The 20,974-nt window shown below is 63.4% G+C and carries 19 protein-coding genes and 1 pseudogene; 18 read left to right on the top strand and 2 right to left on the bottom strand.

Annotated features, from left to right (window positions below):
• The first annotated feature begins 24 nt into the window (after positions 1–24).
• Both motA and motB read left to right on the top strand, forming a co-directional pair.
• Positions 25–876, top strand: a complete 852-nt coding sequence (motA, locus tag EGJ22_RS07410) for a flagellar motor stator protein MotA (RefSeq protein WP_029887862.1) — start codon at positions 25–27, stop codon at positions 874–876.
• Between the two features lie 3 nt (positions 877–879).
• Complete coding sequence (gene motB / locus EGJ22_RS07405; protein ID WP_064314475.1) at positions 880–1,890, top strand: flagellar motor protein MotB; 1,011 nt, start codon at positions 880–882, stop codon at positions 1,888–1,890.
• A 76-nt stretch (positions 1,891–1,966) separates the two neighbouring features.
• Here the strand turns inward: motB and rsgA are convergent, their stop codons facing one another.
• Entirely contained in the window at positions 1,967–2,998 is a 1,032-nt protein-coding gene (gene rsgA / locus EGJ22_RS07400; protein ID WP_009681313.1) for a small ribosomal subunit biogenesis GTPase RsgA, read from the bottom strand.
• Positions 2,999–3,150: 152 nt separating this feature from the next.
• Here rsgA and orn point away from each other — a divergent pair, with 152 nt between their 5' ends.
• Positions 3,151–3,693: an oligoribonuclease gene (gene orn, locus EGJ22_RS07395; RefSeq protein ID WP_009681312.1), complete on the top strand. Its 543-nt coding sequence runs from the start codon at positions 3,151–3,153 to the stop codon at positions 3,691–3,693.
• Between the two features lie 91 nt (positions 3,694–3,784).
• Positions 3,785–4,396, top strand: coding sequence for a trimeric intracellular cation channel family protein (locus EGJ22_RS07390; protein WP_003249516.1), 612 nt, complete (start codon positions 3,785–3,787; stop codon positions 4,394–4,396).
• 123 nt (positions 4,397–4,519) lie between these two features.
• Here the strand turns inward: EGJ22_RS07390 and queG are convergent, their stop codons facing one another.
• Positions 4,520–5,584, bottom strand: coding sequence for a tRNA epoxyqueuosine(34) reductase QueG (gene queG, locus EGJ22_RS07385; protein WP_064314473.1), 1,065 nt, complete (start codon positions 5,582–5,584; stop codon positions 4,520–4,522).
• Positions 5,585–5,649: 65 nt separating this feature from the next.
• Between queG and EGJ22_RS07380 the strand changes: the two genes are divergently transcribed.
• The 14 genes and pseudogenes from EGJ22_RS07380 (at position 5,650) to EGJ22_RS07320 (ending at position 20,758) form a co-directional block, all read left to right on the top strand.
• Positions 5,650–6,510 (top strand): NAD(P)H-hydrate dehydratase, encoded by an 861-nt coding sequence (locus EGJ22_RS07380; RefSeq protein ID WP_009681310.1) that lies wholly within the window; start codon positions 5,650–5,652, stop codon positions 6,508–6,510.
• The gene (gene tsaE, locus EGJ22_RS07375) at positions 6,498–6,971 is read left to right on the top strand and encodes a tRNA (adenosine(37)-N6)-threonylcarbamoyltransferase complex ATPase subunit type 1 TsaE (RefSeq protein ID WP_009681309.1); all 474 of its coding nucleotides are present in this window, start codon (positions 6,498–6,500) and stop codon (positions 6,969–6,971) included. Before EGJ22_RS07380 ends, tsaE begins: the two co-directional genes overlap by 13 nt.
• Positions 6,972–6,982: 11 nt before the next feature.
• Positions 6,983–8,413 carry an N-acetylmuramoyl-L-alanine amidase gene (locus EGJ22_RS07370; protein ID WP_009681308.1) on the top strand — a complete coding sequence of 477 codons (1,431 nt, stop codon included), beginning with the start codon at positions 6,983–6,985 and terminating at the stop codon, positions 8,411–8,413.
• Positions 8,410–10,308, top strand: a complete 1,899-nt coding sequence (gene mutL / locus EGJ22_RS07365; protein WP_029887990.1) for a DNA mismatch repair endonuclease MutL — start codon at positions 8,410–8,412, stop codon at positions 10,306–10,308. Before EGJ22_RS07370 ends, mutL begins: the two co-directional genes overlap by 4 nt.
• Position 10,309: 1 nt before the next feature.
• Positions 10,310–11,281 carry a tRNA (adenosine(37)-N6)-dimethylallyltransferase MiaA gene (gene miaA, locus EGJ22_RS07360; RefSeq protein ID WP_029887991.1) on the top strand — a complete coding sequence of 324 codons (972 nt, stop codon included), beginning with the start codon at positions 10,310–10,312 and terminating at the stop codon, positions 11,279–11,281.
• A 94-nt stretch (positions 11,282–11,375) separates the two neighbouring features.
• Positions 11,376–11,636, top strand: a complete 261-nt coding sequence (gene hfq / locus EGJ22_RS07355) for an RNA chaperone Hfq (protein ID WP_003258160.1) — start codon at positions 11,376–11,378, stop codon at positions 11,634–11,636.
• Between the two features lie 12 nt (positions 11,637–11,648).
• A complete protein-coding gene (gene hflX, locus EGJ22_RS07350; protein WP_009681305.1) occupies positions 11,649–12,950 on the top strand; it encodes a ribosome rescue GTPase HflX in 1,302 nt (433 codons plus the stop codon).
• A gap of 96 nt (positions 12,951–13,046) precedes the next feature.
• On the top strand, positions 13,047–14,228 hold the full coding sequence (hflK, locus tag EGJ22_RS07345) for an FtsH protease activity modulator HflK (RefSeq protein ID WP_029887992.1): 1,182 nt from the start codon (positions 13,047–13,049) through the stop codon (positions 14,226–14,228).
• Positions 14,228–15,097: a protease modulator HflC gene (gene hflC / locus EGJ22_RS07340; RefSeq protein WP_009681303.1), complete on the top strand. Its 870-nt coding sequence runs from the start codon at positions 14,228–14,230 to the stop codon at positions 15,095–15,097. Before hflK ends, hflC begins: the two co-directional genes overlap by 1 nt.
• A gap of 301 nt (positions 15,098–15,398) precedes the next feature.
• On the top strand, positions 15,399–16,586 hold the full coding sequence (locus EGJ22_RS07335) for an ATP phosphoribosyltransferase regulatory subunit (RefSeq protein WP_029887993.1): 1,188 nt from the start codon (positions 15,399–15,401) through the stop codon (positions 16,584–16,586).
• A gap of 56 nt (positions 16,587–16,642) precedes the next feature.
• On the top strand, positions 16,643–17,935 hold the full coding sequence (locus EGJ22_RS07330) for an adenylosuccinate synthase (protein WP_009681301.1): 1,293 nt from the start codon (positions 16,643–16,645) through the stop codon (positions 17,933–17,935).
• A gap of 585 nt (positions 17,936–18,520) precedes the next feature.
• Positions 18,521–19,261 (top strand): annotated as a pseudogene (locus tag EGJ22_RS26880) (HAMP domain-containing protein); the annotation flags it as partial.
• Positions 19,235–20,119, top strand: coding sequence for a methyl-accepting chemotaxis protein (locus EGJ22_RS26875; RefSeq protein WP_370593776.1), 885 nt, complete (start codon positions 19,235–19,237; stop codon positions 20,117–20,119). The pseudogene EGJ22_RS26880 and the gene EGJ22_RS26875, both read left to right, overlap by 27 nt.
• 186 nt (positions 20,120–20,305) lie before the next feature.
• The gene (locus tag EGJ22_RS07320; protein WP_009681299.1) at positions 20,306–20,758 is read left to right on the top strand and encodes a DUF2867 domain-containing protein; all 453 of its coding nucleotides are present in this window, start codon (positions 20,306–20,308) and stop codon (positions 20,756–20,758) included.
• Positions 20,759–20,974 lie beyond the last annotated feature (216 nt).

The raw sequence follows: 20,974 nt of genomic DNA, 5'->3' as shown, positions 1-20,974 counted from the left end.
CACGACAGCAAGTGCTTTGAACCTATGGCTAAAATTATCGGCATCATCGTCGTATTCGCGAGCGTGCTCGGCGGCTACGTGCTTTCCCACGGCAAGATCGCGGCGCTGATCCAGCCGTTCGAAGTACTGATCATCGGCGGTGCGGCCTTCGGTGCATTCCTGCAGGCCAACCCTGGCTACATGACCATGCACGTCATCAAGAAGTCGATGAAGATGTTCGGTTCGCGCTTCAGCCATACGTTCTACCTTGAAGTGCTGGGGCTTGTGTACGAAATCCTCAACAAGAGCCGTCGCGAAGGCATGATGGCCATCGAGGCCGACATCGAAGACGCCGCCGCCAGCCCGATTTTCGCCAAGTACCCCACGGTACTGGCCGATGAGCGCATGACCGCGTTCGTCTGCGACTACCTGCGCATCATGTCTACCGGCAACATGGCCCCGCACGAGCTCGAGGGCCTGTTCGACATGGAGCTGCTGAGCATGAAGGAAGAGCTTGAGCACCCGTCCCATGCGGTGACCGGTATCGCCGATGGCATGCCCGGCTTCGGTATCGTAGCGGCGGTGCTGGGTATCGTGGTGACCATGGCCTCGCTGGGCGATGGGGACCAGGCGGCCATCGGCATGCACGTGGGTGCGGCGCTGGTCGGTACGTTCTTCGGTATTCTCGCGGCCTACGGCTTCTTCGGCCCGCTGGCCAAGTGCCTGGAGCACGACGCCAAGGAAGAGCTGAACCTGTACGAGTCGATCAAGGCATCGCTGGTGGCCTCGGCTTCGGGCATGCCACCGTCGCTGGCGGTCGAGTTCGGGCGCAAGGTGCTGTACCCCAAGCACCGCCCAAGCTTCGCCGAGCTGGAACAAGCGGTTCGCGGTCGCTGATTCATGGAGAACAATCAGCCCATCATCGTCAAGCGCGTCAAGCGCTTTGGCGGCGGCCACCACGGTGGCGCCTGGAAAATCGCCTTTGCCGACTTCGCCACGGCGATGATGGCGTTCTTCCTGGTGCTGTGGCTGTTGTCCACGGCCACGCCTGAGCAGAAGATCGCCATTGCCGGTTACTTCCAGGACCCGATCGGGTTCTCCGAAAGTGGTACGCCCTACGTCATCGACCTGGGTGGTTCCCCCGAAATGGCGCCGGACAAAACCATCAACCCGGAAGTGAAAACCGAGCCCACGCAGCCGTCGCCTACCCAGCTGGACAAGGACCAAGTGGAGACCATGGCCGAGCAGGTCGAGCGCGAGCGCCTTGAATTGCTGTTGCAGGAGTTGCAGAACAAGGTCGAAGAGAACCCGCAACTGCAGAAGTTCAAGGACCAGATCCTGTTCGAGATCACCCAGGATGGCCTGCGTATCCAGATCATGGACGCCGAGAACCGTCCGATGTTCGATATCGGCAGTGCGCGCCTGCAGCCATATTTCGAAGACATTCTGTTGGCCATGGCCGATACCATCAAGGCAGTGCCCAACAAGATCAGCATCAGCGGCCACACCGACGCCAAACCGTATGCCGGCACTGGCGAGTTCGGCAACTGGGAGCTGTCGGCCAACCGCGCCAATGCCGCACGCCGGGCATTGGTGGCAGGTGGGTACCCGGACGGCCAGGTGGCTCGGGTGGTGGGGTATGCATCGTCATCGCTGTTCGACCGCAAGAACCCGTTCAACCCGGTAAACCGCCGCATCGACATCATCGTGCTGACCAAGAAGGCCCAGCGCAACATCGAGGGTGAGCAGGGCGAACAGGGTGCACCGCAAGCGCCGGCAGCCCCGCCTGCCAGTGGCGCGGCGCCCGGTGCCGGGGCCGATCAGGCGCCGATGCAACCACGTGAACTGCGCCAGAAGCTGAACATCTTCGAGGATGGCACGCTGAAGATGGACGAGAGCAAGGAGCAGTAGGCCCCGCGGAACCTTGCACGGCGTTTTGCAGGGCCGTGCAGGTGGGCCTCAGCGCGGAGGAAGGCTTACAGCCCGGTCAGTAGCTGTCTTCCGTCAGGCTGGCGATGATCGAGCGGTAGCTGTTCATGCGTTGCTGCGAGATCCGGCCATCGTCCAGCGCCTTGAGCAACGCGCAGCCTGGCTCGCGGTCATGTTTGCAATCGCGGAAGCGGCAGGTGCCGAACAGGTCGCGGAACTCGATGAAGCCATCCTCCACATCGCTGCGGCTGACGTGGCCAAGGCCGAATTCGCGGATGCCCGGCGAGTCGATAAGGTCGCCGCCATTGGGGAAATGGTACAGCCGCGCGGTGGTGGTGGTGTGGGTGCCCTGGCCCGACCATTCCGACAGGTCGCCGACGCGGGTGCCGGCCTCTGGCAGCAGGCTGTTGACCAGCGAAGACTTGCCCACACCCGACTGGCCGACGAACACGCTGATGTGCCCGTCAAGTTGCTGCTGCAGGCGTTGCATGCCATCACCGTGGTGGGCAGATACCTCCAGCAGCGGGTAGCCCAGCTCGCGGTAGACCTCCAGCAGCGCCTGCAGGCCGGGGCCGTTCTCGGCGTTGATCAGGTCGGCCTTGTTCAGCAGCAGCAGCGGGCGCAGGCCTGCATGCTCGGCAGCGACCAGGTAACGGTCGATCAGGTTCGGGTGCGGTTCCGGGGCCGGGGCAAACACGATCACGATGAGGTCGACGTTGGCTGCGACCGGTTTCAACTGGCCATGGTTGTTTGGCCGGCACAGTTCGGTGCTGCGTGGCATCTGCGCCACGATCACGCCTATGCCCTGGTTGCCTGCACGCCATACCACGCGGTCGCCAGTGACCAGTGCTGGCAGGTTGGCGCGCAAGTGGCAGCGGAACACCTGGCCTGCAACGTCGCCATCCTGGGCCTCCACCTCGACCTGCACGCCAAAGTGGGCAATCACCAGGCCAAGTTGTTCCGGCCCCAGGTCGCCACCTTCCAGTTCCTGCAGCACATGCTGCTCGCGTTTGGCCGCGCGAGCAGCACGCTCGCCCTGGATTTTTTCGATGCGCCAGTTCTGGCGGCGATTGAGCTGGCGTTTGGCCATGAACATTCCGTGAGAAGGGCCCGGGTCAGGGCATTGAAAACGGCAGGCAGTTTAGCACGCCAGGCGTTGCACCATTGCCCTTACCTTGTGGCGGTGAATGGGCGCGGCTGGGCCACTAGGCTAATATGACGGGCTATATGAGGAGCTTCTGCATGCAAAACCCACAGAACCTGATCTGGATCGACCTGGAAATGACCGGCCTCGATCCGGACAGCGACGTCATCATCGAAATGGCCACCATTGTCACCGACAGCGAGCTGAACACCCTGGCCGAAGGCCCGGTGATCGCCATCCACCACAGCGATGAAGTACTGGCCCGCATGGACGAGTGGAACACCCGCACCCATGGCGCGTCTGGCCTGACCCAGCGTGTGCGCGACAGCAAGGTCGGCATGGCCGAGGCCGAGGCCCAGACCATTGCATTCCTCGAACAGTGGGTGCCCAAAGGCAAATCGCCGATCTGCGGCAACAGCATCTGCCAGGACCGTCGCTTCCTCTACCGGCACATGCGCAACCTGGAAAACTACTTCCACTACCGCAACCTGGATGTCTCGACGCTGAAAGAACTGGCAGCGCGCTGGGCGCCGGACGTGCGTGACAGCTTCAAGAAGGGCAATACGCACCTGGCACTGGACGACATTCGCGAATCGATTGCCGAGTTGCGCCACTACCGCGAGCATTTCATCAAGGTGTGAACCGTTACGGCGCAGATATTCTGGCTGCGCCCCCTTTTGGTGCCTTGGGCAACTGGTTAGACTGCGCGCCTTTCCCGCACGGACCCGCACCATGTTGCTGATGCTCTACCTCATTGCCATCACTGCCGAAGCCATGACCGGTGCGTTGTCTGCGGGGCGTCGCGGCATGGACTGGTTCGGCGTGGTGCTGATCGCCTGTGTTACCGCCCTGGGTGGCGGGTCGGTGCGCGATGTGTTGCTCGGGCACTACCCGCTGACCTGGGTGAAACACCCTGAGTACCTGGTGTTGACCAGCTTTGCTGCTCTTTTGACCATTTTCATCGCGCCAATGATGCGCCGCCTGCGCTCGCTGTTCCTGGTGCTAGACGCACTGGGGCTGGTGGCGTTTACCCTGATTGGCTGCATGACGGCGCTGGAAATGGGGCAGGGCATGCTGGTGGCTTCGATCAGCGGGGTGATCACGGGGGTGTTCGGTGGGATCTTGCGCGATATCTTCTGCAACGACATCCCGCTGGTGTTCCGCCGCGAGCTGTACGCCAGCGTGTCGTTCGCCGCGGCGTGGTTCTACCTGGGCTGCGTGTATTTCAAGGTGCCGGCGGAGCAGGCGATGCTGCTGACCCTCTTTGGTGGGTTCCTGGTGCGCTTGCTGGCGATTCGTTTCCATTGGGAAATGCCCAAGTTCCACTACAACGACCAGCAGTAAACCTGCCCCAGGCCCGGCGCGGTCCCTGTAGGAGCGGGCATGCCCGCGAACACCGGCGCAGCCGGTGCATCCACCGAGTTGCCTGCTTCGCGGGCGCGCCCGCTCCCACAGTGGGCCATGTAGCTATTGAATGCCGTGCCGGGCCAGCGCCCACTCGACATGCTCGCGCACCAGCTCCGACGCATCCTCGCGCCGCGCCTTCAGCGCCTCGATCACCGGTATCGTCGGCGGCGCATTGCCCAAGCCCACCGCCAGGTTGCGCAAGAACCGCTCATAGCCTGCCCGGCGTAGCGGCCCGCCCTCGGTCTTGCGCAGGAAAGTACGCTCATCCCACAGGAACATCTCGGCCAGCTCGGCATTCTCCAACCCATGCCGCGGCTGGAAATCCTGCTCCTGGCTGTGCTTGGCGAAGCGGTTCCACGGGCAGACGATCTGGCAGTCGTCGCAACCGAATACACGGTTACCCATCATCGAGCGCAGTTCGACAGGAATCGGCCCTCTCAGCTCGATGGTCAGGTACGAGATGCAACGCCGCGCGTCCAGCACATAGGGCCCGACGAACGCCTGGGTCGGGCAGATGTCCAGGCACGCCTGGCAACGCCCGCAGTGTTCACTGGTGGTGGCTTCGTCCACCGGCAACGGCAGGTCAACGAACAGTTCGGCGAGGAAGAAGTAACTGCCGGCCTTGCGGTTGAGCAGCAGGGTGTTCTTGCCGATCCAGCCCAGCCCGGCCTGCTCGGCCAGGGCCTTCTCCAGCACTGGGGCACTGTCGACGAAGGCGCGGTAGCCGAACGGGCCGATGGCTTGCTGGATACGGTCTGCCAGGAATTGCACGCGCTTGCGCACCAGCTTGTGGTAGTCACGGCCCAGGGCGTAGCGTGACACGTAGGCTTTTTCCGGTTGCGCCAGGCGTTGCGCCATCTGCGTATCGCCGGGCAGGTAGTCCATGCGCAGCGAGACCACGCGTACCGTGCCGGGAATCAGTTGGTCGGGGTGCGCCCGTTTGCTGCCATGGGCACCCAGGTACTCCATTTCGCCCTGGTAACCGGCGTCTAGCCAGCGTTGCAGGTGCTGTTCGTGTTCGCCAAGGTAGACCCCGGCGATGCCGACGTGGGCAAAACCGAGTTCCTGGCCCCATATCTTGATCGATTGGGCCAGTTGGGCGAGGTCAGGTGTAGAGGCAGGCATGGATGGGCAAGGCAATACGGGCTCAGGTGCGTATAATTCTGCCAGACATTGGAGCCTTTGACCCCATGCCGCAGACCAAACACCCTGGCAACACCCTACAACTGCTCAGCAGCGTGACTGTCGCACACCTGCCGGCACGGCACCCGCATGCGCACAAAGGCGACTTCGGCCATGTGCTGGTAGTGGGCGGCGACCTGGGCACCGGTGGCGCTGTGCTGCTCAGCGCCGAAGCCGCCTTGCGCTGCGGCGCCGGCCTGGTCAGCGTGGCGACCCGGCCCGAACATCTACCCGCGAGCCTGGCCCGCCTGCCTGAGGTGATGTGCCTGGGGGTACAGTCGGCCAACCAGTTGGTCGGCGTGCTGGAGCGCGCCACGGTACTGGTGGTGGGCCCTGGCCTTGGGCAGGCTGCCTGGGGCCGGAGCCTGTTGTCGGCAGTGGCGAACGCCGAGCGCCCGCAGGTATGGGACGCCGACGCCCTGAATTTGCTGGCAGGCACCCCATTGGCCCTGCCCAGCGGTAGCATTCTCACCCCTCACCCCGGGGAAGCGGCGCGGCTGCTGGGCATTTCCACCGAAGCGGTGCAGGCCGACCGGCCGGGCGCTGCGCGCAAGCTGGCGCGGCGCTACAACAGTGTGTGCCTGCTCAAAGGGGCGGGTACCCTGGTGGCGCACCCGTCCGGCCAGTTGATGCTGTGCGAGCGCGGGCACCCGGCGATGGCCGGCGCGGGCTTGGGCGATGTGCTGACCGGGGTGCTGGCGGCGTTGCTGGCCCAGGGGCTGGACGCCTGGAGTGCCGGCTGCCTGGGTACCTGGCTTCACGCCTGTGCCGGTGAGCGTCTGGGGGTTGAAGGCAGGGGCCTGGCGGCCAGCGACCTGGCGCCGGTCATTCGAGCGTTGTTGGAGGAGCATTCTGCGTGTGTGGCTTAAATCTGTTTCTGGCCGATGAAGCGGCTACAGTCGACTTTGGTGCAAAAATGGCCGAAGTGACCGGTGGTCGCGGTGTCATTTTCCTGGAAGGCGACCTGGGGGCGGGTAAAACCACGCTCTCGCGTGGCCTGATCCGTGGCCTGGGCCATACTGGTGCAGTGAAAAGCCCGACGTTCACCGTGGTCGAACCCTACGAGATCGGCGCTGTCCGAGCTTTTCACTTCGACCTGTATCGCCTGGTCGATCCGGAGGAGCTGGAGTTCATGGGGATTCGTGACTATTTCGAGGGCGACCCGTTGTGCCTGTTCGAGTGGCCACAAAAGGGTGCGGGCGTTTTGCCAAAGCCCGACCTGACCATTACCATAAGCCCCCAAGCGGGCGGACGCTCGCTGAACCTGTCGCCGCAGGGGGCTCGCGGCGAGGCCTGGTGCGTGGCACTGGCCAAACACTATAAACAGTAAGTGGGGTAGGTATGCGCATACGCGCACTGGTCGCCATCGTTGGGCTGCTGCTGACAACGGTGACCGTTGACGCTCTGGCCGTCACTCAAGTCAAGAGCGTGCGCCTGTGGCGCGCGCCAGACAACACGCGGCTGGTCTTCGACCTGTCTGGCCCCGTGCAGCACAGCGTCTTCACCTTGAGCGCACCGGATCGCCTGGTTATCGACATCAATGGCGCGACCTTGGCGGCGCCATTGAAAGTGGCGACTTCCAACACGCCGATCAGCAGTGTGCGTTCGGCCCAGCGCACGCCGACCGACCTGCGTGTGGTCGTTGACCTGAAGAAGTCGGTCACCCCCAAGAGCTTTACCCTGGCACCCAATGCCCAGTACGGCAACCGCCTGGTGGTCGACCTGTACGACCAGGAAGCCGATGCCATTGCAGCCACGGCGCCAACCCCACCACCGACCCCGGTGCAAACGCCTGCCACCACGCCAGCGGTCCCGGTCACGCCGACCCAGCCAGCCATCAAGCTGCCGCCGGTACCTAGCGGCAAGCGCGACATCGTCATTGCCATCGACGCCGGTCATGGCGGCGAGGACCCGGGTGCTTCCGGCTCGCGCGGCCAGCATGAAAAAGACATCGTGCTGCAGATCGCCCAGGAGCTGCAGCGCCAGATCAACACGGAAAAGGGCTTCCGCGCCGAGCTGACACGCACCGGTGACTATTTCATTCCGCTGCGCAAACGCACCGAAATCGCCCGCAAGAAGGGCGCCGACCTGTTCGTTTCGATCCACGCCGACGCCGCGCCGTCCAAGGCTGCGTTCGGCGCATCGGTGTTTGCCCTGTCCGACCGTGGCGCTACTTCCGAAACCGCACGCTGGCTGGCAGACACGGAAAACCGTTCCGACCTGATCGGGGGCGCCGGCAACGTCAGCCTCGACGACAAGGACCGCATGCTCGCGGGTGTGCTGCTCGACCTGTCGATGACGGCCACGCTCAGCTCCAGCCTGAATGTCGGGCAGAAAGTGCTGGGCAACATGGGCCGCATCACCTCGCTGCACAAGCAGCGTGTGGAGCAGGCTGGCTTCATGGTGCTGAAGTCGCCCGACATTCCGTCGATCCTGGTCGAGACCGGGTTTATCTCCAACGCCAGCGAGGCGGCCAAGCTGGCCAGTCGCAGCCATCAGCAAGCGCTTGCGCGGTCGATTCATACCGGGGTGCGCCAGTTCTTCCAGCAGAACCCGCCGCCTGGCACCTATATCGCCTGGCTGCGTGACACCGGCAAGATTGCCGCCGGCCCACGTGAGCACACGGTGCGCCCAGGCGAGACCCTGGCAATGCTGGCGGTGCGCTACCAGGTCAGTGTGGCCAGCTTGCGCAACACCAACAGCCTGAAGTCCGATGAGCTGAAGGTCGGCCAGCGTCTGGATATCCCTGCCACCACATTGGCTTCGCAATGAGTGGTGGTTCGCGAATCCAGCTGCTCAGCCCGCGGCTGGCCAACCAGATCGCCGCTGGCGAGGTGGTCGAGCGGCCGGCCTCGGTAGCCAAGGAACTGCTGGAAAACAGCCTGGACTCCGGTGCCCGGCGCATCGATGTGGAAGTGGAGCAGGGCGGCGTCAAGCTACTGAAGGTGCGGGATGATGGCAGCGGCATTTCTGCCGACGACCTGCCGCTGGCGCTGGCCCGTCATGCCACCAGCAAAATCCGTGAGCTGGAAGACCTTGAAGGTGTATTGAGCCTGGGGTTCCGTGGCGAAGCCCTGGCCTCGATCAGTTCGGTGGCGCGCCTGACCCTGACCTCGCGTACCGCCAGTGCCACAGAAGCCTGGCAGGTTGAAACCGAAGGCCGCGACATGCTCCCGCGGGTGCAGCCGGCGGCCCACCCGGTGGGTACTTCGGTCGAAGTGCGTGACCTGTTCTTCAATACCCCGGCGCGGCGCAAGTTCCTCAAGGCCGAGAAAACAGAGTTCGATCACCTGCAGGAGGTCATCCGGCGCCTGGCGTTGGCGCGTTTCGACGTCGGCTTCCACTTGCGCCACAACGGCAAGAGCATCCTCAGCCTGCACGAGGCCTATGATGAAGTGGCGCGTGCGCGGCGGGTGGGTGCTATCTGCGGCCCTGGCTTCATGGAGCAGGCGCTGCCGATCGACGTCGAGCGCAACGGCCTGCGCCTGTGGGGCTGGGTTGGGTTGCCGACCTTCTCGCGCAGCCAGGCCGACCTGCAGTACTTCTTCGTCAACGGTCGTGCGGTGCGCGACAAGCTGGTGGCCCACGCCGTGCGCCAGGCCTACCGTGACGTGCTGTTCAACGGCCGGCACCCGACCTTTGTGCTGTTCCTTGAACTGGAACCCAATGGCGTCGATGTCAACGTGCACCCGACCAAGCATGAAGTGCGCTTCCGCGAAGGGCGTTCGGTGCACGACTTCTTGTACGGCACCCTGCACCGGGCCCTGGCCGATGTGCGCCCGGAAGACCAGCTGGCCGCCCCGGCTGCGGTGCCTGAAGCGGTTCGCGCCACTGGCCAGCAGGCCGGTGAGTTCGGCCCGCAGGGGGAAATGCGCCTGGCTTCGCCTGTGCTCGAGCAGCCACGTGCGCCGCAACACACCGCCAGCAATGCCGGCAGTGGTGCCGGTTACCAGTACCAGTACACCCCGCGGCCCTCGCCACCGCTGCCAGCGGCCGAGGCGCAGGCGGTGTACCGCGAGTTTTACAAGCCGCTGGACAATGGCGCCGCCCCGGCAGCCACCCTGCCGGAAAGCCAGGGCGACATTCCGCCGCTGGGTTACGCGCTGGCGCAGCTGAAGGGTATCTACATCCTGGCCGAGAACGCTGTCGGCCTGGTGCTGGTCGACATGCACGCCGCCCACGAGCGCATCATGTACGAGCGCCTGAAGGTAGCAATGGCCAGCGAGGGCCTCAGCGGCCAGCCGCTGCTGGTGCCGGAAACCCTGGCCCTGAGCCAGCGCGAAGCCGACTGCGCCGAGGAGCACGCGCAGTGGTTCCAGCGCCTGGGCTTCGAACTGCAGCGCCTGGGCCCGGAAACCCTGGCCATCCGCCAGATCCCGGCCTTGCTCAAGCAGGCCGAGGCCAACCGCCTGGTGCAGGATGTGCTGGCCGACCTGATGGAATACGGCACCAGCGACCGTATTCAGGCCCACCTCAACGAGCTGCTCGGCACCATGGCCTGCCACGGCGCGGTACGCGCCAACCGGCGCCTGGCCATTCCCGAGATGAACGCCCTGCTGCGCGATATGGAAAACACCGAGCGCAGCGGCCAGTGCAACCACGGCCGTCCCACCTGGACCCAGATGGGCCTGGACGACCTGGACAAACTTTTCCTGCGCGGTCGATGAAATGAGCGGCAAGCCCCCAGCGATATTCCTCATGGGTCCGACGGCCGCCGGCAAGACCGACCTGGCCATCGAACTGACCAAAGTGCTGCCGTGCGAGCTGATCAGCGTTGATTCGGCGCTGATCTACCGCGGCATGGACATCGGCTCGGCCAAACCGTCGAAAGCGGTCCTTGCCGCCCACCCGCATCGCTTGATCGACATCCGCGACCCGGCCGAAAGCTACTCGGCCGCGCAGTTTCGCGCCGACGCCCTGCAGGCCATGGCCGAGATCAGCGGGCGCGGTAAAATCCCGCTGCTGGTCGGCGGTACCATGCTGTATTACAAGGCGTTGGTCGACGGCCTTGCCGACATGCCAGCGGCCGATGCGGGCGTGCGTGCCGAGCTTGAAGCCCAGGCGGCGGCCTTGGGGCTGGGCGAGTTGCACCGCCAACTGGCCGAGGTCGACCCGGTGTCGGCGGCGCGCATTCACCCCAACGACCCGCAGCGGTTGATCCGCGCCCTGGAGGTCTACCGGGTGAGCGGTGAGAGCATGACGGCCCACCGGCAACGTCAATTCGCTGAAAGTCGCGGCGCAGACGCAGGCGCAGGCGGGCATTTGCCCTATACTGTCGCCAGCTTGGCGATTGCTCCTACAGATCGTCACATTTTGCATCAGCGAATTGCGTTACGATTTTCGCAGATGCTGGAACAGGGCTTTATCGACGAGGTCCGATCACTGCGAGCCAGAAGTGACTTGCACGCCGGGTTACCGTCTATACGGGCAGTGGGGTATCGGCAAGTCTGGGATTACCTGGACGGCAAGCTGTCAGAGAGTGAAATGCGTGAACGCGGTATCATCGCGACCCGGCAGCTGGCCAAACGGCAGTTCACCTGGTTGCGTGGCTGGCCTGACGTACACTGGCTAGACAGCCTGGCCTGCGACAATCTGTCCCGCACCTTGAAATACCTGGGGCCCATCTCCATATTGAGCTGAGTCCCTGCTGATTGCCGTCTATTCTTGCGAAGGGGCGGCCTAATTTATCGATTTCATTGATTTTCTATTATTTATCCTTACAGGAGTGCGGCATATGTCAAAAGGGCATTCGCTACAAGACCCTTACCTGAACACTTTGAGAAAAGAGAAGGTCCCGGTTTCCATTTACCTGGTCAACGGCATCAAACTGCAGGGTTCGATCGAGTCGTTCGACCAGTTCGTGGTACTGCTGAAGAACACCGTGAGCCAGATGGTCTACAAGCACGCCATTTCGACCGTGGTGCCAGCCCGTCCGGTTCGCCTGCCAAGCCCGTCCGATTCCGAGCACGGTGACAGCGAGCCAGGCAACGCCTGATAGGAGCCTGCATTGTTCTTTGAGCGCCACGGTGGTGGTGAGCGGGCGTTGCTCGTTCACTTGGAAGGTCAGAACCCTGAGGCGCGCGAAGACCCGCAGGAGTTTCAGGAACTGGCATTGTCGGCCGGTGCCGACATCATTTCGCTGGTCACGGTGACAAGGCATCAGCCTTCCGCCAAATACCTGATTGGCAGTGGCAAGGTCGAAGAGCTGCACGACCTGGTCCATGCCGAACAGGTAGACCTGGTGATTTTCAATCACACCCTCACGCCCAGCCAGGAGCGCAACCTTGAACGTGTGTTCGAGTGTCGTGTGCTCGACCGCACCGGGCTGATCCTCGATATCTTCGCCCAACGGGCGCGTACCCATGAAGGCAAGCTGCAGGTCGAACTGGCCCAGCTGGAGCACATGAGCACGCGGTTGGTGCGTGGCTGGACTCACCTGGAGCGGCAAAAAGGGGGTATCGGCCTGCGCGGCCCGGGTGAAACCCAGCTGGAAACCGACCGGCGCCTGTTGCGCGTGCGCATCCGCCAAATCAAGTCGCGCCTGGAAAAGGTCCGTAGCCAGCGCGAGCAGGCACGGCGCGGGCGCAAGCGTGCAGACATCCCTTCGGTGTCGCTGGTGGGTTACACCAACGCCGGCAAGTCCACGCTGTTCAACGCCCTGACCGAATCCGAGGTGTACGCCGCGGACCAGCTGTTCGCTACCCTCGACCCGACCTTGCGCCGGCTCGAGCTCAACGACCTTGGCCCGATCGTGCTGGCCGACACCGTGGGCTTCATTCGCCATTTGCCGCACAAGCTGGTCGAGGCATTTCGCGCTACGCTCGAAGAGTCGAGCAACTCCGACCTGTTGCTGCATGTGATCGATGCCCATGAGCCCGAGCGCATGGAACAGATCGAGCAAGTGCTGGCGGTTTTGGGCGAGATTGGCGCCGAAGGCTTGCCGATCCTCGAGGTGTATAACAAACTCGACCTGCTCGAAGATGTCGAGCCGCAGATCCAGCGCAATGCCGATGGCAAGCCGGAACGGGTCTGGGTATCGGCACGCGATGGGCGTGGCCTGGAGCTGGTCGGCCAGGCGATTGCCGAGTTGCTGGGGGAAGATCTGTTTGTCGGTACCCTTTGCCTGGAGCAGCGTTTTGCCCGCTTGCGCGCGCAATTCTTTGCCTTGGGTGCGGTGCAGAGTGAAGAGCATGATGAAGAAGGGCGCAGCCTGCTGAGCGTGCGACTGCCCATGGTCGAACTGAATCGCCTGGTCAGCCGCGAAGGCATGGAGCCGCAAGTGTTTGTCGAGCAACACACTTTGCAATAAATGCCCGTCGAGGTCGCCGGGCAGCAGTGACAGGCATTCTGTAGCATTGGACGGCGCGCCGTGGGCGCGTCTTTGCTTTATCAGATGGAGAGCGCTATGGCTTGGAACGAGCCGGGTGGCAACTCGAACAATCAGGATCCCTGGGGCGGCCGCCGTGGTGGCGGTGGCGGCGGTGGTGACAAGAAAGGTCCGCCGGATCTGGACGAGGCCTTCCGCAAACTGCAGGACAGCCTCAATGGCATGTTCGGCGGCAAGAAGAAACGTGGCGGCGGTGACCGCAACATCGGCAAGGGCGGTGGCTTCGGTCTGCTGGGCATCGGCCTGGCGGTGCTGGCTGCCATCTGGCTGTACAACGCCGTGTATGTGGTCGACGAGCAGGAGCAGGCCGTGGTGCTGCGCTTCGGCAAGTACTATGAAACGGTCGGTCCCGGCCTGAACATCTACTTCCCGCCAATCGATCGCAAGTACATGGAGAACGTCACGCGTGAGCGTGCCTACACCAAGCAGGGCCAGATGCTGACCGAAGACGAGAACATCGTCGAGGTGCCGCTGACCGTGCAGTACAAGATCAGCAACCTGCAGGACTTCGTGCTCAACGTCGACCAGCCTGAGGTGAGCTTGCAGCACGCCACCGACAGTGCCTTGCGCCACGTGGTGGGTTCCACCTCGATGGACCAGGTACTGACCGAAGGCCGTGAGCAGATGGCCGTGGATATCCGCGAGCGCCTGCAGCGCTTCCTCGACAACTACCGCACGGGTATCACCGTTACCCAGGTCAACGTACAGAGCGCGGCAGCCCCGCGTGAAGTGCAGGAAGCCTTCGATGACGTGATCCGTGCCCGCGAAGACGAGCAGCGCGCCCGCAACCAGGCCGAGTCCTATGCCAATGGCGTGGTGCCGGAAGCCCGTGGTCAGGCGCAGCGCATCATCGAAGACGCCAACGGCTACCGCGACGAAGTCATCGCCCGCGCCAAGGGTGAGGCCGATCGCTTCAGCAAGTTGCTCGGCGAGTACCGCAAGGCACCTGACGTGACACGCCAGCGTCTGTACCTGGAGACCATGCAAGAGGTCTACAGCAATTCGAGCAAGGTCATGGTGGCAACCAAGGATGGGCAGAACAACCTGCTCTACCTGCCGCTGGACAAAATGGTCGAAGGCAGCCGCAACGCGTCCGCGCCAACCACCATCGTATCGCCATCGGCCAACGATGCGGCCGCGCGTGCGGCGCAGGACATGCAACAGCAACAGCAGCCGCTGCGCACTAGGGAGAGCCGCTGATGAGCAACAGATCGCTGATCGCCCTGATCGCCGCCGTGGTCCTGGCCATCGTGGCCTGGAACAGCTTCTACATCGTGTCCCAGACCGAGCGTGCAGTGCTGCTGCGCTTCGGTAAGGTGGTCCAGGCTGATGTTCAGCCAGGCCTGCACGTGAAGATCCCGTACGTGAACCAGGTACGCAAGTTCGACGCCCGCCTCATGACCCTCGACGCCCCGACCCAGCGGTTCCTGACCCTGGAGAAGAAAGCGGTGATGGTCGACGCCTACGCCAAGTGGCGCGTCAAGGACGCCGAGCGCTTCTATACCGCCACGTCGGGCATGAAGCAGATCGCCGACGAGCGGCTTTCGCGTCGCCTGGAAAGTGGCCTGCGTGACCAGTTCGGTAAACGTACCCTGCACGAGGTGGTTTCCGGTGAACGCGACGCGCTGATGGCTGACATCACCGCATCGCTGAACCGCATGGCCAACAAGGAGCTGGGCATCGAGGTGATCGATGTGCGTGTCAAGGCCATCGACCTGCCGAAGGAAGTCAACCGCAGCGTGTTCGACCGCATGAGTACCGAGCGTGAGCGTGAAGCCCGCGAGCACCGCGCCAAGGGTAACGAGCTGGCCGAAGGTATTCGTGCCGACGCCGACCGCCAGCGCCGTGTGCTGCTGGCCGAAGCGTACCGCGAAGCGGAAGAAACCCGCGGTGACGGCGACGCCCAGGCGGCCGCCATCTATGCCAAGGCCTACACCCAGGACGCGGACTTCTATGCGTTCTACCGTAGCCTGCAGGCGTACCGCGAAAGCTTCTCGAGCAAGAGCGACGTGCTGGTCCTGGATCCGAAGAACGAGTTCTTCCGCTTCCTGGACAAGAGCAAGCCGTAATACTCAGGCCCTGATTTTCATGCGGCAGCGCTCCGCCTGGCAGCTAAAACACCAGGCGGGGTGCATCCTGAATGAAAAGGGGTGTATCATGAGGCAGCCGGGAAATTTCCCGGCTTTTTTGCGTCTGCAAGGTTGATTGGCACAGCGCCGGTTGACGGTTTGCTCAGCTCGCAAGGCAATTCGAGGGTATCGGGTACGGTGGCTGCGCTGGGATCAGTGCTGCCCGCTGCTGTGCGCGATACCGGCTTTACTGACGGCTCGCCTGCTGGCAAGCCGCCCGGACCAGAGGGGAAATGGCGTAATGGCAACGGTAGACCGCTGGCTGCTGCCAGATGGCATCGAGGAAGTACTGCCACCTGAGGCTGCGCGTATCGAGATCGCGCGCCGCCAGGTGTTGGACCTGTTCCAGGGTTGGGGCTACCAACTGGTCGTCACCCCGCATATCGAGTACCTGGAGTCGCTGCTGACCGGCGCCGGCCAGGACCTGGACCAGCGCACCTTCAAGGTGGTGGACCCGCAGTCCGGCCGCCTGATGGGCTTCCGCGCCGACTTCACCCCGCAGGTGGCCCGTATCGACGCGCACACCTTGCGCCGTGAAGGCCCAAGCCGGTTGTGCTATGCCGGTAGCGTGCTGCACGCCCAACCGCGCGCACTGTCCACCTCGCGCAGCCCGATCCAGCTGGGTGCCGAGTTGTATGGCGATGCCAGCCCTACCAGCGACGTCGAAGTCATCAGCCTGATGCTTGCCACGCTGCAACTGGCTGACGTGCCGGACGTACACATGGACCTTGGCCACGTCGGCATCTACCGCGGCCTGGCCCGGGCGGCCGGCCTGTCCGGGGCAGTGGAGCAGCAGTTGTTCGACGCGCTGCAACGCAAGTCGGTCGATGAGGTGCAAGCCTTGACTGCCGACCTGCCCAAGGACCTGGGCAACATGTTGCGTGCGCTGGTCGAGCTGTGCGGCGGCCGTGAAGTGCTTAACGAAGCGCGCGTGCGCCTGGGGCGCGCCCCGGCCAGCGTGCTGGCCGCGCTGGACGACCTGCTGGCGATCGCGGACCGGCTGGCGTCGCGCTACCCGGAACTGCCGCTGTACTTCGACCTCGGTGAGCTGCGCGGTTACCACTACCACACCGGTGTGGTGTTCGCCGTGTTCGTGCCGGGCGAGGGGCAGTCCATTGCCCAGGGCGGGCGCTATGACGACATCGGCGCCGATTTTGGCCGGGCACGCCCAGCCACAGGTTTCTCCACGGATTTGAAGACCCTGGTCACACTGGGGCGAGCGGAGGTCGTATTGCCAACTGGCGGCATCTGGATGCCCGACAGTGGCGATGCGGCCCTCTGGCAGCAAGTCTGCCAGTTGCGCAGCGAGGGCCAGCGTGTGGTCCAGGCTCTGCCTGGCCAGCCGTTGAGTGCTGCTCTCGAGGCGGATTGTGATCGGCAATTGATTCAGCAAGATGGGCGCTGGCAGGTTCTGCCGCTGGCCCAGTGAGTTTCTGCGTCGGCAACAGGCCGGCAACCAAGTTTGCGTGAATGAGGACCAATGTAATGGGTAAGAATGTCGTCGTCCTGGGCACCCAGTGGGGTGATGAGGGCAAAGGCAAGATCGTCGATCTGCTGACCGAACATGCTGCCGCCGTAGTGCGCTACCAGGGTGGCCACAATGCGGGCCACACCCTGGTGATCAACGGTGAAAAAACCGTTCTGCACCTGATTCCGTCCGGCATCCTGCGTGAAGGCGTACAGTGCCTGATCGGCAACGGCGTGGTCGTTGCCCCGGATGCGCTGATGCGTGAAATCACCAAGCTGGAAGAGAAGGGCGTACCGGTGCGCGAGCGCCTGCGCATCTCCCCGGCAGCGCCGCTGATCCTGTCGTACCACGTGGCCCTGGACCAGGCCCGTGAAAAAGCCCGTGGCGAAGCCAAGATCGGCACCACTGGCCGCGGCATCGGCCCAGCCTATGAAGACAAGGTCGCCCGCCGCGGCCTGCGCGTGGGTGACCTGTTCCACCGCGAGCGTTTCGCTGCCAAGCTCGGTGAGCTGCTGGATTACCACAACTTCCAGCTGGTGAACTACTACAAAGAGCCGGCCATCGACTTCCAGCAGACCCTGGACGAGTGCATGGCCTACGCCGAACAGCTCAAGCCGATGATGCTCGACGTCACTGCCGAGCTGCACAACCTGCGCCGCGCCGGCAAGGACATCATGTTCGAGGGCGCCCAGGGTTCGCTGCTGGACATCGACCACGGTACCTACCCGTACGTCACCAGCTCCAATACCACGGCTGGTGGTATCTCCACCGGTTCCGGCGTGGGCCCGATGTACCTGGACTACATCCTGGGCATCACCAAGGCCTACACCACGCGCGTGGGTTCCGGTCCGTTCCCGACCGAGCTGTTCGACGAAACCGGCGCAACCCTGGCCAAGCGTGGCCACGAATTCGGCTCCACCACCGGCCGTGCTCGCCGTTGCGGCTGGTTCGACGCCGTGATCCTGCGTCGCGCCATCGACGTCAACAGCATCTCGGGCATCTGCCTGACCAAGCTGGACGTGCTCGACGGCCTGGAAACCATCAACATCTGCGTTGGCTACAAGAACGAGAACGGTGCCGTCATCGATGCACCTTCCGATGCCGACAGCTACATCGGCCTGGAGCCGGTGTACGAAGCGATGCCAGGCTGGAGCGAGTCGACCCTGGGCGTCAAAACCCTGGAAGAGCTGCCGCAGGCTGCACGTAACTACATCAAGCGCATCGAAGAGTTGGTCGGCGCCCCGATCGACATCATTTCGACCGGCCCGGACCGCAACGAGACCATCGTCCTGCGCCATCCGTTCGCCTGATCTGCCCTTTAGGCTGATCTGACGCCGTGGTCCTGAAAGGGGCTGCGGCGTTTTTGTTTGTGGCGTATGCCTGCCTTGAGCGCTGTGGGCTTTCTATGGAAGCTGGCTTGCCGGCGATAGGACCAGCCCAGGCAACCCCGTTGCTCAACCTTGGCGCATATCCCTGCTCCCCCCGGCACAACCCTTGCTGTAAGAAACATCTGACGATGCCATCAAAATAGTGGCGCCAGAAAACACGAGGGTTACAACGTGTCTGCCATCCTCTCACTGTTACGAAGCCGCCTTCTGCGGCCTGTGTTTGTTGCCCTTGGTATCGCGCTTTTGGTGCAGGTACTGGTTGCCGTTGCCCTCACCCGCAGCACGGTGACTGCCCTTGAGGCCGACCTTGGCGAGCGCCTGGGTAATGACAGCCGCCAACTCGCCAGCGAGCTGGAGCAAGCCGGGCAGGATGTACGTTCGGGCCTCGACGGCCTGTCCAGCAGCACTCGCCAGCGCCTCAGCGCGGGGTTGGCGACGCGCCTGCAAAGCGAGCAGCAGCAACTGCGCAGCACCCTGGAGAAGAACCTCAAGGATTCGGCCAGCGACATGGCCGAGTTACTGGCCTCGGTCGCCCCGCGGGCGATCTGGGATAACGACGTGCCGGTACTCTCCGACTTCGCCCGCCGCGCCCAGCGCAATCCCAATGTGCTGTTCGTGATCTACGACGACGCCCAGGGGCAGCACCTGACCCGCTACCTGAACCGGCAAAACCCGATCAACCAGGCGTTGATGGAGAAAGGCCAAGGCGAGCGCGCGCTGGACAAGGTGATCGACGCCGCCCGGCGCGACCCGGCGGTGTACTTCGTGGAAGCGCCGATCAACCCCAATGGTGCGGAAATCGGCAAAGTGGTCATGGGGGTTTCCACCGCAGGCATCGACCAGGAACTCAAGGCCCTTGACCAGCGCTTTTCGGCGCTGATTGCCAGTGGTGAGCAGTTGGTTGGCGACAGCCTGAACGGTGCTGCCGCCGACAGCGGCAACACCCTGCGCGAACGTCTGGAGAAAGCACAGGGCAGTGCAGCGGCAATGCAGGCCAATACCGCGCAGACCGTACGCGATGCCGCTGCCGAGCTGCGTTGGCGCATCGGTCTGGGCTTGGCGGTGGTGGGGCTAGGTGTATTGCTGGTCGTGGCCGTGGTGCTGGGGCGCCGGGTGCTGAGCAAGTTGCGCCTGTTGATAACTGCCCTGAATGACCTTGCGGCCGGCGAGGGCGACCTGACCAAGCGCGTGTCGCTCGACAGCCGCGATGAAATTGGCGACATGGCCTCGGCGGTGAACCGTTTTGTCGACAAGCTGCAGCCAATCGTGCGGGAGGCGGGCGAAGTGGCGCAGCGTACCGGCGTAGAAATAGGCGCGATGGCCCAGCGCAATGCCGGCGCCGATGCTGCTGCCGCGCTGCAGCGTGATGAAGTGGCAGCCAGCCTGCGCGACCTGTCGAGCATGGCTGACGAAGCCCAGGCCGAAAGCCATGCGATGCAGGCGGCTCTGCAGCAGGTGGTGGATATTCGCCAGGCCACCGACGAGAACAGCCGCAGCTCGACCCAGCTGGCGAGCTTGATCGAGAACCTGGCCGGCCAAGTGGAGACGGGCTCCCAGGTGATCGAGCGCCTGGCCAAGCAGAGTGAGCAGATCGAAGTGGTGCTGACGGTTATTCACGGCATCGCCGAGCAGACCAACCTGCTGGCCTTGAACGCCGCCATCGAGGCGGCCCGGGCAGGCGAGACCGGGCGCGGGTTTGCCGTGGTGGCCGATGAGGTGCGGGCGCTGGCGAGCAAGACACAAAGCTCCACTGGCGATATACAGTCGCACATCGCCGCGTTACAGAAGGGCGCCAAGGAGGCCGTGGCTACTATCAGCCAGGCCGGGCTCAAGGCCAGTGAAGGCCTGTTGGTGCTGCGCGACAACGAACGTCGCCAGCAGTCGGTGCAGGCTGCGGTGGAGCAAGTTCACGCGGCCATTGGTTTGGCGACTCGCGCTGCCGAACAACAGGCCCATGGCGCACAGGCGGTGCGGGGGCGGGTGGAGAACATCCATGCCCAGGCCGAACGCTCGGCTGAGGTGGTGATGCAGACCACGGCCAGCAGCAAGGTGCTGGATGACTTGGCGGCTCAGCTACGCGCCAGCCTGGGCCAGTTCCGGGCCTGAATCCTGCGCAGTCTCTTCTTGTGGGAGCGGCCTTGCGTCGCGAAAGGACCGCAAAGCGGTCCCAGGATATTCGCGTAAACACATCTATTGCTGGGGCCGCTTCGCGGCCCTTTCGCGACACAAGGCCGCTCCTACAGCAAGTCATGTTGCTATGCTGTCAGCGACACATGACAAAGGGAGTTGCTCATGTCCGCCCAATTGGTCGCCGCCCAGGCAGACCTCGATTTTCTCCACAGTGCCAGCATACAGCTCACTGCCCCGATGACCGCCCTGCAAGCCTACTGCGCCATGACCTCGGATGTTCCCGCCTGGCTGGCCAAGGCCTTCCGCATTCGTGACTTCATCTCGCGTCGATTCAATGTCGCCGATATCCATGGCTTCACTCCCCAGAATCCTGGGCATGTGCCAGCCGACGGCGAGCATCTGGACTTCTTCACTGTCGAGGCCATCAGCGACCAGCAACTGGTGCTGACGTCGCGCGATACGCACTTGGCGGTGATGGTCTGCATGGATGTGAATGGGCAGCGCTTGAAAGTGACCACGTCGGTGCGGTGTTTCAATGCCTTTGGCCGGCTGTACATGCTGCCGGTTGGCCAGGTACATGGCCTGATCGTGCGTCGGATGTTGGCGAATTTGTAGACAGCGCTGAATATGAAGGTGAAACATTCATTTACGTGATCAAGTCTGCATCTTCCTCAAAATTGTAGGGTATTTCCCAAATAGGTCTCGTTAGAATGTTTGCTGTTGCAGCGCTAGACGCAGGGAGCTAGTGTCGATCTTGCCTGAAGGCGCTCGGCAAACTTCGCCGCTTTCTTCAGGAACAACCTCAGTACGGCGATGTCGGAACATCGTCGT

Origin of the sequence: Pseudomonas sp. p99-361 (assembly GCF_003935475.1) — a bacterium.
Classification (GTDB): domain Bacteria; phylum Pseudomonadota; class Gammaproteobacteria; order Pseudomonadales; family Pseudomonadaceae; genus Aquipseudomonas; species Aquipseudomonas juntendi.
Note: the sequence above shows the minus strand (reverse complement) of the source record. Positions and strands in the feature narration are given on the sequence as shown.